The 15,627-nt window shown below is 64.3% G+C and carries 12 protein-coding genes and 1 pseudogene; 7 read left to right on the forward strand and 6 right to left on the reverse strand.

Going from position 1 to position 15,627, the window contains the following annotated elements; translation table 11 throughout:
* The first annotated feature begins 40 nt into the window (after positions 1–40).
* A complete protein-coding gene (locus tag DNJ95_RS10910) occupies positions 41–1,594 on the forward strand; it encodes a phospholipase D family protein (protein WP_131184757.1) in 1,554 nt (517 codons plus the stop codon).
* Between the two features lie 256 nt (positions 1,595–1,850).
* Here the strand turns inward: DNJ95_RS10910 and DNJ95_RS10915 are convergent, their stop codons facing one another.
* On the reverse strand, positions 1,851–3,410 hold the full coding sequence (locus DNJ95_RS10915; RefSeq protein ID WP_131184758.1) for a methyl-accepting chemotaxis protein: 1,560 nt from the start codon (positions 3,408–3,410) through the stop codon (positions 1,851–1,853).
* Positions 3,411–3,597: 187 nt separating this feature from the next.
* On the reverse strand, positions 3,598–4,272 hold the full coding sequence (gene radC / locus DNJ95_RS10920) for a RadC family protein (protein ID WP_131184759.1): 675 nt from the start codon (positions 4,270–4,272) through the stop codon (positions 3,598–3,600).
* A gap of 165 nt (positions 4,273–4,437) precedes the next feature.
* Here radC and coaBC point away from each other — a divergent pair, with 165 nt between their 5' ends.
* From coaBC to argB, 4 genes and pseudogenes are all read left to right on the forward strand, one after another.
* The gene (gene coaBC, locus DNJ95_RS10925) at positions 4,438–5,664 is read left to right on the forward strand and encodes a bifunctional phosphopantothenoylcysteine decarboxylase/phosphopantothenate--cysteine ligase CoaBC (RefSeq protein ID WP_131184760.1); all 1,227 of its coding nucleotides are present in this window, start codon (positions 4,438–4,440) and stop codon (positions 5,662–5,664) included.
* A gap of 2 nt (positions 5,665–5,666) precedes the next feature.
* Positions 5,667–6,122 carry a dUTP diphosphatase gene (gene dut, locus DNJ95_RS10930; protein ID WP_131184761.1) on the forward strand — a complete coding sequence of 152 codons (456 nt, stop codon included), beginning with the start codon at positions 5,667–5,669 and terminating at the stop codon, positions 6,120–6,122.
* A 137-nt stretch (positions 6,123–6,259) separates the two neighbouring features.
* Positions 6,260–7,633: pseudogene (locus DNJ95_RS10935) on the forward strand (phosphomannomutase/phosphoglucomutase); the annotation flags it as partial.
* Positions 7,634–7,672: 39 nt separating this feature from the next.
* Positions 7,673–8,572 (forward strand): acetylglutamate kinase, encoded by a 900-nt coding sequence (gene argB, locus DNJ95_RS10940; RefSeq protein WP_131184763.1) that lies wholly within the window; start codon positions 7,673–7,675, stop codon positions 8,570–8,572.
* A 57-nt stretch (positions 8,573–8,629) separates the two neighbouring features.
* On the opposite strand, the gene pyrE is transcribed toward argB, so the two are convergent.
* Positions 8,630–9,271: an orotate phosphoribosyltransferase gene (gene pyrE / locus DNJ95_RS10945; RefSeq protein WP_131184764.1), complete on the reverse strand. Its 642-nt coding sequence runs from the start codon at positions 9,269–9,271 to the stop codon at positions 8,630–8,632.
* Between the two features lie 92 nt (positions 9,272–9,363).
* Between pyrE and DNJ95_RS10950 the strand changes: the two genes are divergently transcribed.
* Complete coding sequence (locus DNJ95_RS10950) at positions 9,364–10,143, forward strand: exodeoxyribonuclease III (protein WP_131184765.1); 780 nt, start codon at positions 9,364–9,366, stop codon at positions 10,141–10,143.
* 54 nt (positions 10,144–10,197) lie between these two features.
* On the opposite strand, the gene DNJ95_RS10955 is transcribed toward DNJ95_RS10950, so the two are convergent.
* The 3 genes from DNJ95_RS10955 to rph all read right to left on the reverse strand — a co-directional run bounded on the left by DNJ95_RS10955 (position 10,198) and on the right by rph (position 13,977).
* Entirely contained in the window at positions 10,198–10,572 is a 375-nt protein-coding gene (locus tag DNJ95_RS10955; RefSeq protein WP_131184766.1) for a DUF4870 domain-containing protein, read from the reverse strand.
* Positions 10,573–10,618: 46 nt separating this feature from the next.
* Positions 10,619–13,168: a diguanylate cyclase gene (locus DNJ95_RS10960; protein WP_131184767.1), complete on the reverse strand. Its 2,550-nt coding sequence runs from the start codon at positions 13,166–13,168 to the stop codon at positions 10,619–10,621.
* Positions 13,169–13,254: 86 nt separating this feature from the next.
* A complete protein-coding gene (gene rph, locus DNJ95_RS10965) occupies positions 13,255–13,977 on the reverse strand; it encodes a ribonuclease PH (RefSeq protein ID WP_131184768.1) in 723 nt (240 codons plus the stop codon).
* 322 nt (positions 13,978–14,299) lie between these two features.
* On the opposite strand from rph, the gene DNJ95_RS10970 reads away from it, so the two are divergent.
* Positions 14,300–15,493 carry a class I SAM-dependent rRNA methyltransferase gene (locus DNJ95_RS10970; RefSeq protein ID WP_131184769.1) on the forward strand — a complete coding sequence of 398 codons (1,194 nt, stop codon included), beginning with the start codon at positions 14,300–14,302 and terminating at the stop codon, positions 15,491–15,493.
* Positions 15,494–15,627: the final 134 nt, after the last annotated feature.

A 15,627-nucleotide genomic window follows, 5' to 3' on the forward strand; every position in this document is an offset into this window, starting at 1 on the left:
AAAGCGCCAACCGCCCTGCAGTAGTGGACCGGGAACGTAAATGCAATCACCCAGATACCTGTTGTTACTGGCGCTGGCCCTGCTGGCCGGCTGCATGTCGCAAAGCACGTCCGAGCCCTCTCATGCGCTGCCGCCCGGCCTGTCGCCCCTCGGCGAACGAGTGCAGGAGCTGGCCAGCCGACAGGCACCGGGCACGTCCGGCTTCCGCCTGCTGCCATCCAGCACCGAGGCTTTCAGCGCCCGCGCCGAACTGATCCGCGCCGCCCGCACGAGCCTGGATATCCAGTACTACATCGTGCACGACGGGCTGACCACCCGCGCCCTGGTGCATGAACTGCTGCAGGCGGCCGATCGCGGCGTGCGTATTCGCATCCTGCTCGACGACACCACCAGCGACGGCAACGACTACCGCATCGCCAAGCTGGCGGCGCACCCGAACATCCACTTGCGTGTCTTCAACCCCCTGCACCTGGGCCGCAGCACCGGCATCACGCGTGCCGCCGGGCGGCTGCTGAACCTGTCACTGCAACATCGGCGCATGCATAACAAGCTGATGCTCGCCGACAGCAGCCTGGCGATCGTCGGCGGTCGCAACCTGGGCGACGAGTATTTCGACGCCGACCAGGTACTCAACTTCACTGATATCGACCTGCTCGGCGTCGGCCCGGTCGCCGGGCAACTGGCCAGTAGTTTCGACCAGTACTGGAACCACGCGCTGAGCGCGCCGATCCAGCAATTCCTGCGTACGCCACCGGATGACAGGGACCTGCGCCGTGCACAGCGCCAGCTGCGGCGCGCCCTCGACGAGGCGGTACACACCCAGCCGACCCGCTACCGGCGGCTGATGGCCTACCAGAGCGATCCGCAACTGCCGGGCTGGCTGGCCGGGCTGACCTGGGCCCCGGCCACCGCCATGTGGGACGACCCGGACAAGATCAGCGCCAACGGCCTGCCCGATCCCGAACTGCTGCTGACCACCCAGTTGCAACCGGCCATGCAGCAGGTCAGTGAGGAACTGACCCTGGTGTCGGCCTATTTCGTGCCTACCCGTACCGGCGTCGACTATCTCTCGGAACGGGCCGCCGCGGGTGTGAACATCCGCCTGCTGACCAATGCCCTGGAAGCGACGGACGTACCCGCCGTGCACGGTGGCTACGCCCCCTACCGCAAGGCCTTGTTGAGAAACGGCGTCCAGCTCTTCGAGCTGCGCCGCCAGCCCGAGGAGAAAGTCTCCTACAGCCTGAGCGGCGACTCCGAATCCAGCCTGCACAGCAAAGCGGCAGTGCTCGACCAGAAACAGGTGTTCATCGGCTCCTTCAACCTCGATCCGCGCTCGGTATTGTGGAATACCGAAGTCGGCATCCTGGTCGACAGCCCGGAACTGGCACGCGAGGTTCACCAGCTATTGCTCGAAGGCATGGCACCCGCCATCAGCTACGAAGTGCGGTTGCGCGAACGCGATGGCAGCCTGCAACTGGTCTGGATCGCCGAGAACCAGGGGCAGTTGGAAATCCTCGAAAAGGAACCCGGCAACCTGTGGCGGCGCTTCAATGCCTGGGTCGCCAATGCCATCGGCCTGGAGCGCATGCTCTAAGGTCTGTTGAGGTTTCGGCGCGACCGCGCCGGTGCCTGCGTCCTGCGCAAGCTCCAGGGATGGAGTGAATGCCGCAAGCCCGTCGGGAACGGGCGCGGCCTGACCGGGGCTATTCGCCGAAACCTCAACAACCCCTAGTGCAGCAGCCATAAGCGGGAAGCTTGACGCCGTTGCAGGGCGGGCCTTGCAGGTGCGCCATGCACTTCCAGCCTATGGCTTCAGTGTCGAGGTAACCCCTATGCGCACACGTCCCCATTCACTCTTCCGGTCGATAGCCGAGCCGCAGGCCGCCCCAGTGCCGGCCCTTGACCATGATCGGCACCGACAGATCGTGCATCAGTTCGCCGGTATCACGGCTGTAGGTCTGCAACAGCAGGTTGCGCTGGTGGCTGCCACAACGCGCACCGGTGCGGTCATTGAACAGCCGCTTGCTGCGACTGCGCACACGGTCGACCTGCGGATCGCCTACCGGCGGGTGGGCGAAAGCCCGGTTATGGGTCGGCACATAGCCTTCCGGCGTCGTGGCGATGGCATATATCAGCCCGTCATGGCGTTCGAGCAAAGGCTCCTGGATAGCGGGCAGCACCGCATCCGCATAACCATCGAAGCGGGTGTGGTAGCGTAGCGGATCGCTGCCGGCCTGGGCCTGGTAGTTACGGTCGAACAGATCGTCCAGTGAAATCTTCCCTGCCGCCATGTCCGCCTCGAAACGCTCGGCGATCTGCCGCGCGCCCTGGCGCGCCAGATCGTAGAAGAACTGATGGTAGTCGTCGAGCTGGACCTCGGCCAGTTGCTCGCTGACCGTCTCCGCCTGGCTGACCAGCAGCTCCGCGGCCTGCTCCAGGCGCAGGGTCTGTTCCTCACTCTCGACAGCGTCGGCGCGCAACTGGTCGAGGGCGACGAACAGCCCGGTCAGGCGCTCATGGCTGCTGGACGTGCCGCAGGCGATCTGCCCGACCTGCGCCTCCACGTCGCCCGCCAGCTCGGCGATACCGCTCAATTGTTCACCCATGCCGGCAATCCGCTCCGCCGCCTCATCCAGCTCCCGCGCCTGCTGCTGGATATAGCTGACCACCGCCTCGCCCTGCTGGCGAATATCGGTCACCATCCGCCCGACCTCCTCGGTGGCGCTGGAAGTCCGCGCCGCCAGGTTGCGCACTTCATCGGCCACCACGGCGAAGCCGCGCCCGGCCTCCCCGGCACGCGCGGCCTCGATGGCGGCATTGAGCGCCAGCAGGTTGGTCTGGCTGGCGATGGACTGGATCACGTCGGTGATCTGGCGGATCTCCTCGGTACGCGCCGACAGGCCATCGACCAGTTCCCGGCTGGTCTCGGTCTGCTCGCTCAGTTGCTGCATGCAGCCGATGGCCTGTTGCAGGGCCTGCCGCCCACTGTCGCTGCTGGCGCGCACCGACTCGGCGGCCTGCAAGGCCTCGCGGGCGCGTTCGGCGCTGTCCTGGCCGGTCGCCGCGATGGCATGCGCGCCCTCGGCAATCTCGCCGACCGCGCCACGTTGCGAATGCAGGCGGGCAGCCAGTTGCTCGACGCTGAAGGCAACACGCGCCGAAGCCAGTGCATTTTCACAGGTGTGCCGGGACAGACGCTTGCTCAGGTCGCCGAAGCCCTGCTCGACGGCCGCAGGCGCCTCGTCGCGCCCTCGCTCACCACGAAGCCAGGGCCATAACGCGAAAGCCAGCACGGCGGCAACCTGCACGAACAAGGGTGGCTGCAGCTTCTGCAGGACGAACAGCAGGCCCAGCAGGAACAGCACGTGCAACAGGAACATGACAGGATGAAGGCGAAAGGCGGGACGCATAGTGGCGACCTCTTGTTGTTTTTGTCGGACCGGTTCTATTTACCAGACATTCCCATGAAGAACACAGTCTTCATTGGTAGCAGAAAGCCATAAGCGGGAAGAGGAAATCACCGTCGACATTGACGCTGGATGCACGACGAACAGCTCGTGCAGCGCCCACCTCCAGCTTAGCCTGCGACCGCTCCGTTCAGATCCAGCCATATTCGGCCATCGACAGCGGCTCGCCATCGCCGACGATGAAATGATCGAGCAGCCGTACATCGACGTATTCCAGCGCTTCCTTGAGCCGGCGGGTCAGCAGCCGGTCGGCCGGACTCGGCTCGGTGATTCCGGAAGGGTGGTTATGGGAAAGGATGAGCGCCGCGGCATTCTGCGCCAGGGCACGCTTGATCACCTGCCGCGGATAGACGCTGGCGCTATCGACCGTGCCCTGGAACAGCACTTCGAAGGCGATGACCCGGTGCTTGGCATCGAGAAAGAGGCAGGCGAACTGCTCGTGGGGCTCATGCCGCAGCCGCGCCTTGAGAAAATCGCGTACCGCTTGCGGGCTCTCCAGCGCGGAATCGCGCTGCATGCGTTCGGCCAGATGCCGCCGGGACATCTCCAGCACCGCCTGCAACTGGGCGAACTTCGCCGGACCGAGCCCGAGGTGGCGGCAGAACGAACGCTGATCGGCCTCGAGCAGGCTGCGCAGGCTACCAAAGTCCTTGACCAGGAGGCGCGCCAGGTCCACCGCGCTTTTGCCAGCCACCCCGGTGCGCAGGAAGATCGCCAGCAGCTCCGCATCGGAAAGGACCATCGGCCCATGCTTGAGCAACTTTTCCCGGGGCCGCTCGTCGGTCGGCCAGTGCCGAATGCTCATGCCACCTCCCTGTGCCCGGCTCCTTGCAGCGCATGGCGCGATCGCCCCGCCCGGCCTCCAGCACTTTTATCGAGACGTTTGGCGCTGTGCTATCTTATCGGCCTTTTTGATGCCGTATGCTCGGGAAATGCGTGCGGCATTTCACATTTCCAACAAGGCAGGTCTATGCAACGGTTGTATCGCAAACGCATCGTCCTGGGGGTCGGCGGTGGCATCGCCGCCTACAAGAGCGCGGAGCTGGTACGCCGGCTGCGCGATCATGGCGCCGAGGTCCGCGTGGTGATGACCCAGGGCGGCCGCGAGTTCATCACGCCACTGACGCTCCAGGCCCTGTCCGGGCACCCGGTCCACCTCGACCTGCTCGACCCCGCCGCCGAGGCGGCCATGGGCCATATCGAGCTGGCACGCTGGGCCGACCTGGTGCTGATCGCGCCGGCCACCGCCGATCTCATCGCGCGCCTGGCCCAAGGCCTCGCCAACGACCTGCTGACCACCCTGGTGCTGGCGACCAATGCGCCGGTCGCCCTGGCGCCAGCCATGAACCAGGCGATGTGGGCCGACCCGGCGACCCAGGCCAACTGCGCGCGCCTGACGGAACGCGGCCTGCGCCTGCTCGGCCCGGCGGCCGGCAGCCAGGCCTGCGGCGATGTCGGCCTCGGACGCATGCTGGAACCGGAGGAGCTGGCGCAGTCCGCCGCCGACAGTTTCGAGAACGGCCTGCTGACCGGCCGCCACCTGCTGATCACCGCCGGCCCGACCCAGGAAAACATCGACCCGGTGCGCTACATCACCAACCACAGCTCCGGGCGCATGGGCTTCGCCCTGGCCGAGGCCGCCGCCGAGGCCGGCGCCCGCGTGACCCTGGTGGCCGGCCCGGTATTCCTGCCGACCCCCGAGCGGGTGCAGCGCATAGATGTCATCAGCGCCCGCGACATGCTCACGGCCTGCGAAGCGGCCATGCCCTGCGACCTGCTGATCGCCGCCGCCGCCGTCGCCGACTATCGCCCCGAGGTCGTCGCGCCGCACAAGCTGAAGAAAGACCCCGCCAACGGCGATGGCCTGCTGCTGCAGATGGTGCGCAACCCGGATATCCTCGCCACCCTGGCCGGTCGGCCAGACCGCCCGTTCAGCGTCGGCTTCGCCGCCGAGACCGAGAACCTGCTGGCCTACGCGACCCGCAAGCTGCGCGACAAGAATCTCGACCTGATCATCGCCAACGACGTGGCCAACCCCAGCATCGGCTTCAACAGCGAAGAGAACGCGGTCACCGCCATCGACCGCCAACAGCACGAAACCCGTTTCGGCCAGGCCAGCAAGGGGCATATCGCCCGGCAACTGGTGGCCTTTATCGCCGAGCGGTTCAATCATCCGGAACGTACCCGTCAGGTTTGACCATGCATCGACTCCAAGCCCGTATCCTCGACCCTCGCCTCGGCCAGGACTTCCCCCTGCCGCAATACGCCACCAGCGGCTCCGCCGGGCTGGACCTGCGCGCCATGCTGCAGCAGGACACAGCGCTGCGACCGGGCGAAACCCTGCTGATCCCCACCGGCCTGTCGATCCATATCGCCGACCCGGGCCTCGCCGCCCTGGTCCTGCCCCGTTCGGGCCTGGGCCACAAGCACGGTATCGTGCTCGGTAACCTGGTCGGGCTAATCGACTCTGACTACCAGGGCGAACTGATGGTGTCCTGCTGGAACCGTGGCCAGGGCGATTTCACTATCGCGGTGGGCGAACGTATCGCACAGTTGGTGCTGGTCCCGGTGATCCAGGCGCAGTTCGAGCTGGTCGAGCAGTTCGACGACTCCGAGCGCGGCGCCGGCGGCTTCGGCCACTCCGGCCGTCAGTAACGCGACCCATAGGGTGCGCCATGCGCACCGGGACAATAGCTTCAGCCGCCCGGTTTGTTGAAAGAACCCGATTCGAATCCGCAGCAGGCCCCGCCTCGCCGCATCAGGAGCGAAACCTCATGAGCAACAGTGCCCCCCCACACCTTCCCGCCACGATCTTTCGTGCCTACGATATCCGTGGCGTGGTCGGCGACACCCTGACCAACGACACCGCCTACTGGGTCGGTCGCGCAGTCGGCGCGGAAAGTCTGGCCAAGGGCGAAGCCAGTGTCTCGGTCGGCCGCGATGGGCGGCTGTCCGGCCCGGAGCTGGTCAAGCACCTGATCCAGGGCCTGGCCGACAGCGGTTGCCAGGTCAGCGACGTTGGCATGGTGCCGACGCCGGCGCTCTACTACGCCGCCAATATCCTCGCCGGCAAATCCGGCGTGATGCTCACTGGCAGCCATAACCCGCCGGACTACAACGGTTTCAAGATCGTCGTCGCCGGCGACACCCTGGCCAACGAGCAGATCCAGGCCTTGCGCCAGCGCATCGAGGACAACGACCTGAGCGAAGGCCAGGGCAGTATCGGGCAGGTCGACGTGCTGCAAGGCTATTTCGAACGAATCACCGGTGATATTCGGCTGGCCAGGCCGCTGAAGGTCGTGGTCGATTGCGGCAACGGCGTGGCCGGGGTCATCGCCCCACGGCTGATCGAGGCACTCGGCGCCCAGGTGATCCCACTGTTCTGCGAGGTGGACGGTAACTTCCCCAATCACCACCCCGACCCCGGCAAACCGGAGAACCTGGTCGACCTGATCGCCAGGGTCAAGGCCGAGAACGCCGACCTGGGCCTGGCCTTCGACGGCGACGGCGACCGTGTCGGCGTGGTCACCAACACCGGCAGTATCGTCTACCCCGACCGCCTGCTGATGCTGTTCGCCAAGGATGTGCTGTCGCGCAACCCCGGCGCGGAAATCATCTTCGACGTCAAGTGCACCCGCCGTCTCACCCCGCTGATCAAGGGCTATGGCGGCCGGCCGCTGATGTGGAAGACCGGCCACTCACTGATCAAGAAAAAGATGAAGGAAACCGGTGCCCTGCTGGCCGGCGAGATGAGCGGCCATGTGTTCTTCAAGGAGCGCTGGTTCGGCTTCGACGACGGCATCTACAGCGCCGCCCGCCTGCTGGAAATCCTCAGCCAGCAGGCGCAGGACGCCGAAAGCCTGTTCGCCGGCTTCCCGGGCGATGTGTCCACGCCGGAGATCAACATCACGGTGACAGAAGAAAGCAAATTCACCATCATTGACGCGCTGCAACGCGACGCCCAGTGGGGCGAGGCCAGCCTGACCACCATCGACGGCGTGCGCGTCGATTACCCTCGGGGCTGGGGCCTGGTCCGCGCCTCCAACACCACGCCGGTACTGGTGCTGCGTTTCGAGGCCGAGAGCGAGGAAGAGATCCGTCGCATCCAGGAGGTGTTCCGCGCCCAGTTGCACAACGTCGCACCCGACCTCAAACTGCCGTTCTGACTATTTCATCGCCGTCCCTGACTTGCTCTGGAGTCCTGCATGACCCTCAGCCGTGAAGCTGCCACCCAATTCGCCCAGGTACTGTCCGAGGCGCTGCCTTATATCCGCCGCTTCGTCGGCAAGACGCTGGTGATCAAGTACGGCGGCAACGCGATGGAGAACGAGGAGTTGAAGACCGGCTTCGCCCGCGACATCGTGCTGATGAAGGCGGTCGGCATCAACCCGGTGGTGGTGCACGGCGGCGGGCCGCAGATCGGCGACCTGCTCAAGCGCCTGAACATCGAAAGCCATTTCATCGACGGCATGCGGGTCACCGACAGCCAGACCATGGACGTGGTGGAAATGGTGCTCGGTGGCCAGGTCAACAAGAGCATCGTCAGCCTGATCAACCAGCATGGCGGCAGCGCCATCGGGCTGACCGGCAAGGATGCCAACCTGATCCGCGCGAAGAAACTTCGGGCCACTCGCCAGACCCCGGAAATGACCCAACCGGAAATCATCGATATCGGCCATGTCGGCGAAGTCACCGAAATCAACATCGACCTGCTGAATCGCCTGGTCAATGGCAACTTCATTCCGGTCATCGCCCCGATCGGTGTCGGCGCGCATGGCGAAACCTACAACATCAACGCCGACCTGGTGGCCGGCAAGGTGGCCGAGGCGCTGAAGGCCGAGAAGCTGATGCTGCTGACCAACATCGCCGGGCTGATGGACAAACAGGGCAAGGTGCTGACCGGCCTGAGCACCGCCCAGGTGGACGCGCTGATCGCCGACGGCACCATCTACGGTGGCATGCTGCCGAAGATCCGCTGCGCCCTGGATGCGGTGCAGGAAGGGGTGACCAGCGCCCATATCATCGACGGGCGCGTGCCCAACGCGGTGCTGCTGGAAATCTTCACCGACATCGGCGTCGGCACCAAGATCACCAATACCCACTGAAAGCTGCGCGCGAAGTGTGGGGGGACGGCGCGCACGGGCAAGCGCGCCGGGCAGTGGTCAAATGCCGTATTGCGCCCGATAGGCTTCGACCGCGGGTAGATGCCGCTGCAACTCGGCATCCTCGGCCAGGTACTGCAGGACCTGCGACAGCGAAACGATGCTGATCACCGGTATCCCGTAGTCCCTCTCGACTTCCTGGATCGCCGACAGCTCGCCCTGGCCCCGCTCCTGGCGGTTGAGGGCGATCAGCACGCCAGCGGCCCGGGCATTCTGCGCCTGAATGATCTGCATCACCTCGCGGATGGCCGTTCCGGCGGTAATCACATCGTCGACGATCAGTACCCGCCCATCCAGTGGCGCGCCCACCAGCGAACCACCTTCGCCATGGTCCTTGGCTTCCTTGCGGTTGAAGCACCAGGGCAGGTCGCGCCCATGCTGTTCGGCCAATGCCACGGCGGTCGCGGCCGCCAGCGGAATGCCCTTGTAGGCCGGGCCGAACAGCACATCGAAGTCGATCCCGCTATCGACGATGGCCGACGCGTAGAAACGCCCCAGTTGGGCCAGCGCCGCACCACTGTCGAACAACCCGGCATTGAAGAAATACGGGCTGGTACGCCCGGACTTGAGGGTGAATTCACCGAAACGGAGGACGCCTCGCTCGATGGCGAAGCGAATGAACTCGCGCTGATACGCCTGCATTGAAAGAACTTCCGAAAGATCAGGAATTTAGCTTTTGGCTAATTGCCAAGTGCTTGAGTTATCATACACGCACGTGTTTCTAGGGGCCATTTATGCGGATCATCAGCGTCAACGTGAATGGTATTCAAGCGGCGGTACAGCGGGGGTTGCTCAGCTGGCTGCAGGCGCAGAATGCCGATGTCATCTGTCTGCAGGATACCCGCGCCTCCGGCCTGGAGCTCGACGACCCGGCCTATCAGCTGGACGGCTACTTCCTGTATGCCTGTGATGCCGAGATCCCGCAACAGGGCGGTGTCGCGCTGTACTCGAGGCTGCAGCCCAAGGCCATCATCACTGGGCTGGGTTTCGAAACGGCGGATCGTTATGGCCGCTACCTGCAAGCGGACTTCGACAAGGTCAGTATCGCCAGCCTGCTGCTGCCTTCCGGCCATGGCGGCGACGATAGCCTGAACCAGAAATTCAAGTTCATGGACGACTTCGCCCACTATCTGGACAAGCAGCGCCGCAAGCGCCGCGAGTACCTGTACTGCGGCTCCCTGTACGTGGCGCACCAGAAGCTGGACGTGAAGAACTGGCGCGAATGCCAGCAGGAGCCCGGTTTCCTGGCGCCCGAGCGGGCCTGGCTGGATGAGATATTCGGCACCATGGGCTATGTCGATGCCCTGCGCGAGGTGAACCGCGAAGGTGATCTCTACAGTTGGTGGGCAGACAGCGAGCAGGCGCAGTTGCTCAACCTGGGCTGGCGCCTCGACTACCAGATACTGACACCGGGCATGCGCCGCTTCGTGCGCAGCGCACGCCTGCCGAGCCAGCCGCGCTTCTCCCAGCACGCGCCGATGATCGTCGACTACGACTGGACCCTCAGCATCTAGCAGGGGCAGCCCTGGCCGCTCCCACGCAAGCGATATGCGATCGCCGTCAGGGCTCTAATCCCCCGCCGCCTTGATCGGCCGCCAGCAGAACGGGTAGCGGTAGGCCTGCCCTTCATTGGCCTTGATGCCGGCGATCACGCCCAGGATGACCGCGCCGATGATGACGATCCCGGCCAGGATGAACCCGACTATGACCAGCATCAGCAGCAGGCTGATAGCCAGCGCGATGGCCACGGTGATCTGGAAGTTCATCGCCTCGCGGCCCTGATCGTCGATGAAGGGATTCTGGTCCTTCTTGATCTGCCAGACGATCAACGGCCCGAACAGGTTTCCGAAGGGGAATACGAACCCCAGGGCTGCCGCGAAATGGCAAAGCATCGCCCACTGACGGGCCTGGTGATCCAGTGGCTGGTGTTCCTGTTCGCTCATGGTCGCACTCTCCATTCATTCATATTCGCTCAGGGTCGCAAGGCACTCACCCGGTGGCTCTGCCAGCGGTTGCGAACTCGACCCGGTTGCGCCCGTTGGCCTTTGCCTTGTAGAGGGCTTCATCGGCACGTGCCAGGATATGCTTGATCTCGCCATCGAGCATGGCGATACCGATACTCATGGTCACGCGGATCAGCTCTCCATCCACTTCGACAGCACTCCGCTCCAGACGACTGCGCAAACGCTCGGCCAGCACCTGCGCCCCGGCAAGACCGGTCGCCGGCAACAGTACCGCGAACTCCTCTCCCCCCAGGCGTCCCACCGTATCGCTCACGCGCAGCACTTCCCGCAGGATCTTCGCCAGATGCACCAGTACCTGGTCGCCCGCGGCATGTCCGAAATTATCGTTGACGCGCTTGAAGTGATCCAGGTCGAGCATCAGCAAAGCGCCCTTCTCTACGCCGGCGACGGGCTGGCCCAATACGTGCCGCATCCGTGACATGAAGGCATTGCGATTGGCCAGGCTGGTCAGCGGATCGGTCATGGCCATGCGCTCCAGGTCCATCTCCTTGCGCCGCTGCTCGGTAATGTCCTGGACAATGCACAGCCTGCCGGCATGGCTGACCTGATAGCGCACCACGACCAGCGATACGCGCAAGATCCGTCCGTCCTCCAGCAGGATATCCTGGAAACTCTCGGCATCCGCCATACAGATACCGGGCAACAGGGCGCCCAGCACGGAGCCGGATCGGCCGACCAGGGAATCCGGCTCCATCTCGAGCCCCAGGATATCCAGCAGCATCTGGTTGACCAGCAGAATGAGCCCTTCCTCATCTTCGACCAGCACACCACCGGGGAAATGCTCGATGATCGCTTGCAGACGCACGCGTACGGCGACCAGCGCCCTCTCGGCTTCACGGCGCTCCGTGGTATCGACCAGGGTCCAGATAACATCGCCATCGACGATATCCGGCTCCAACAAGGCCCCCTGGATGGAAAACCAGCGCGGGCGCCCCTGGGCATCGCGCAACTGGTATTCGACCTGGACCTTGCCAGTTTCCCGCAGGCTGCTGTAGAGCGACTGGAAGGCCTCGTAGCTCTCGTCATCGCAATGGATCACACGTGAGCTCTGCCCGTCGATCGGCGCACCACCGGCGGAGAACAGATCGACGGCCCGCTGGTTGGCAAGACGGATATGCCTGTCGTTGGAGGTCAGGAAAATCTCCGCTCCGTTATTGTCGAACAGCGCCGCCAGCATGTTGCGCTGGGCCACCTGCTGCGTGACATCGGACTGCACCCCCGCCATGCGCAGGGGCGTGCCATCAGCCGCACGCTGGGTAACCTTGGCGCGATTGCTGGTACGGATATAGTCGCCATTCTCATGCAGCAGGCGACATTCGCACTCGAAGGATGCGCTATGCCCGGCCAGGTGCGTACGCATCGCCTCTTCCAGGGCCGCCCGGTCATCCGGATGCACGCGCTCTTCGATCACCTGCCAGTTCTGCACGGAGGAAACCGCCGGCAAGCCGAGCATCTTCGCCCAGCGCGCATCGAAAATGACCTTGCCGGTGGCAAGCTCCAGTTCCCACGAGCCCATGTCACCGCCTTCCAGCGCCAGGCCAAGACGCTTCTCGCCCTCGCTCAGCAGCCGCCGGTCCTCGCCCAGCCGGGCGAACAGCAAGGCGATCCCCAGGCTGGCCAGCAGCAGGGTGGATGTGCCGAAAGCACTGCCCAGCAGGGCGAGCCGATTCTGCGCCTTCACGGCCAGCAGCGCCCGCTCCCGATCGAGGCCGACACTCACGATCAGTGGATAGTTTTCCAGACGCCGCCATGCATAGTCCCTCTCGACATCATCGAAAGGCGTCAAATAGCGATACTGCCCACTCTCGGCATCGCTCTCGTCCATGAACTCACGAACGGGCGACACCCGCGCACGCATGACTTCGGACTGGAAACTCGAACGCGCCAGGTAGTCACCATCGTTACGCAGCAGGAGGGCGACATCATCATCCTCACTGAACACCGAGCGGAAATAGCTGGAGATGTAGTCGGGAGAAACCGAAACCACCAGCACGCCATCGAAAACCCCCTGCTGGTGGAGCGGATAGGAAAGCGGGATCGTCCAACGCCCGGAAACCCGCCCCAGCACAGGGCGGCCAATGAACAGATGCTCCGACTCCGCACTGGCCTGTGCCTGAAAATGCTCGCGGTCCGCAACGGACACCCGGCCCTGCAATCGTCCGTGGCTGGAGTAGATGACATCGCCGCTACGATCGACGATGGAAATCTGCATGAAGCTCTCTGGCGGAAAGATTTCCAGGGCGCTGTGCACCGAGAGCTCGAAGTAGTCCATCTGCCCGGTCTGGTACTTGGCCGCCAGGCTGCGCGCCAGATACTCGAGGCCGAACATCAGGGTCGTGACCTGCGAGGTCAGCGCATCCGCCATCTGCATGGCCCGCAGGCGGGTCTGCTCTTCGGCATTGTTCAACTGCGTCCGCTGGGCATTGAACAAGGCGCCCCAATACAGCAGGCAGGCCAGCAGTACGAGTGACAGGGACAGGATTATACGCGGCGGAAAACAGCGTAAGGCAGGCACTCGGCATCACCCTGAATATAGATGTCGAAACGGGGCATGCCAGCGGCATGCGGACTATACGCTGCGCCCGACGGGCGCAACCGGACTCACTCCTGCGACAAGGCTGCCCGCTGAATGGCGAACAGTTCCTGCAAGCCTTTGTCGGCCAGGGCCAGCATCGCGTTGAACTGGTCAGCGGTGAAGGGCGCCCCCTCCGCCGTTCCCTGGACCTCGATGAAACCACCGGCATCGGTCATGACCACATTGAGGTCGGTTTCCGCCGCGGAGTCTTCCAGGTAATCCAGGTCCAGTACCGGCTCGCCCTGATAAATGCCGACCGATACCGCCGCAACCATCTGCTTGAGCGGCTCGCCCTTGAGCGATCCACGCTTCTTCAGCGCGGCCAGGGCATCCACCAGCGCCACCATGGCCCCGGTGATCGAAGCGGTACGCGTACCGCCATCGGCCTGGATCACATCACAGTCGATATAGATGGTGTTCTCACCCAGCTTGCTCATATCCAGCGCGGCGCGCAACGAACGGCCGATCAGGCGCTGGATTTCCAGGGTACGGCCACCCTGCTTGCCACGGCTCGCTTCACGCTGCGTACGCTCGCCAGTGGCGCGCGGCAGCATGCCGTATTCAGCGGTCAGCCAGCCCTGGCCCTGGCCCTTGAGGAAACGCGGTACACCGCTCTCGATGCTGGCGGTACAGATGACCTTGGTATCGCCGAATTCGACCAGGACCGATCCTTCGGCATGCTTGGTGTAGTGACGGGTGATACGGATCGATCGCAGTTGGTCGGCAACTCGGCCACTGGGTCGTTTCATTGAGTAATCCTGCTTCTGGTAGGGGGCGTTTTCCATTATATAGAGGCCGCACGCCAATAGGTGGTTGTCGGCGCGTAGCGGGACAGTCGGACAATCGCATGAACGCCCACTGCCGCTCCCGGGCAGGCATATGCCCCGCTTCAGGAGGCGGGATTACGCGCAAATCGTACAGCGCTGGCGGGGGCCTGGTGCCCGTGACAACACGAACCCGGCTTCCACGGCCATGCAGCGGGATTTCATGACCGCCCCGGCGGAGCGACAAATCGCCAGCGGCGGCCCCACTCCATCCTCTATAATCGCGCCCTTTGCCCGGAGCCTCGTCATGTCCCTGCCCAGCCTGCGCCTCAAAGCCAACGCCGACCGACGCCTGCGCGCCGGCCATCTGTGGGTCTACAGCAACGAGGTGGACACCGCCAGCACCCCGCTGGGTGCCTTCGCCGCCGGCGACCAGGCCGTACTCGAGGCCGCCAGCGGCAAGGCCCTGGGCATCGTCGGCGTCAGCCCGAACAACCTTATCTGCGCGCGCCTGTTGTCGCGCGATACCAAGCACCCATTGGACAAGTCGCTGCTGGTGCATCGCCTGCAAGTCGCCCTGTCGCTGCGCGAGCGGCTGTTCGACAAACCCTGCTATCGCCTGGTGTATGGCGACTCGGACCTGCTGCCGGGGCTGGTGGTGGACCGTTTCTTCGACATCCTGGTGGTGCAACTGGCTTCGGCGACCATGGAACGCCACAAGGACGCCGTGCTGGAAGCGCTGCTCAAGGTGCTCAAACCCAGCGGCGTGCTGTGGAAGAACGACTCCGGCGCCCGCGATGCCGAGGGCCTGCCACGTCATGTCGACACCGCTTTCGGCGTGGTGCCGGAGTGGGTGGCGCTGGAAGAGAACGGCGTCAGCTTCGAGGCCCCGGTGATCGCCGGGCAGAAGACCGGCTGGTTCTACGACCACCGCATGAACCGCGCACGCCTGGCGCCCTATGTGAAGGGCAAGCGGGTGCTCGACCTGTTCAGCTATATCGGCGGCTGGGGTGTGCAGGCGGCGGCGTTCGGCGCCAGCGAGGTGATGTGCGTGGATGCCTCCGCTTTCGCCCTGGATGGCGTCGAGCGCAATGCCGCGCGCAACGGCCTGTCGGAAAGGATCATCTGCGCCGAGGGCGACGTGTTCGCCGCACTACGCGAACTCAAGGCCGCCGACGAGCGCTTCGACGTGGTAATCGCCGACCCGCCCGCGTTCATCAAGCGCAAGAAGGACATCAAGAATGGCGAGGCCGCCTACCGCCGTCTCAATGAAAGCGCCATGCGCCTGCTGAACAAGGACGGCATCCTGGTCAGCGCTTCCTGCTCCATGCACCTGGACGAAGACAACCTGCAGAACATCCTGCTGACCAGCGCCCGCCACCTTGACCGCAACATCCAGTTGCTCGAACGTGGCGGCCAGGGCCCGGACCATCCGGAGCACCCGGCGATCGCCGAGACACGCTATATCAAGAGCCTGACCTGCAGGCTGCTGCCCAGTTGAGCCAGGGACTTGCCATCAGCGCCTGGACGGGGCTGATGGCAGAGGCCGATGTGAAAACATGATCGCTACTCACTATAAATAATTCCCATTTGCCATCAGAATCTACCGACGTAAACACTACCCGGAACTTCTGT

It is taken from the genome of Stutzerimonas kirkiae (assembly GCF_004327335.1).
GTDB classification, from domain to species: domain Bacteria; phylum Pseudomonadota; class Gammaproteobacteria; order Pseudomonadales; family Pseudomonadaceae; genus Stutzerimonas; species Stutzerimonas kirkiae.

Coding starts and splice junctions, on each gene's coding strand:
- pyrE (WP_131184764.1), bottom strand. CDS start 9,271: ATGCAGGCGTATCAGCGCGAGTTCATTCGCTTCGCCATCGAGCGAGGC.
- rph (WP_131184768.1), bottom strand. CDS start 13,977: ATGAAACGACCCAGTGGCCGAGTTGCCGACCAACTGCGATCGATCCGT.
- radC (WP_131184759.1), bottom strand. CDS start 4,272: ATGAGCATTCGGCACTGGCCGACCGACGAGCGGCCCCGGGAAAAGTTG.
- DNJ95_RS10910 (WP_131184757.1), top strand. CDS start 41: ATGCAATCACCCAGATACCTGTTGTTACTGGCGCTGGCCCTGCTGGCC.
- coaBC (WP_131184760.1), top strand. CDS start 4,438: ATGCAACGGTTGTATCGCAAACGCATCGTCCTGGGGGTCGGCGGTGGC.
- DNJ95_RS10915 (WP_131184758.1), bottom strand. CDS start 3,410: ATGCGTCCCGCCTTTCGCCTTCATCCTGTCATGTTCCTGTTGCACGTG.
- dut (WP_131184761.1), top strand. CDS start 5,667: ATGCATCGACTCCAAGCCCGTATCCTCGACCCTCGCCTCGGCCAGGAC.
- argB (WP_131184763.1), top strand. CDS start 7,673: ATGACCCTCAGCCGTGAAGCTGCCACCCAATTCGCCCAGGTACTGTCC.
- DNJ95_RS10970 (WP_131184769.1), top strand. CDS start 14,300: ATGTCCCTGCCCAGCCTGCGCCTCAAAGCCAACGCCGACCGACGCCTG.
- DNJ95_RS10955 (WP_131184766.1), bottom strand. CDS start 10,572: ATGAGCGAACAGGAACACCAGCCACTGGATCACCAGGCCCGTCAGTGG.
- DNJ95_RS10950 (WP_131184765.1), top strand. CDS start 9,364: ATGCGGATCATCAGCGTCAACGTGAATGGTATTCAAGCGGCGGTACAG.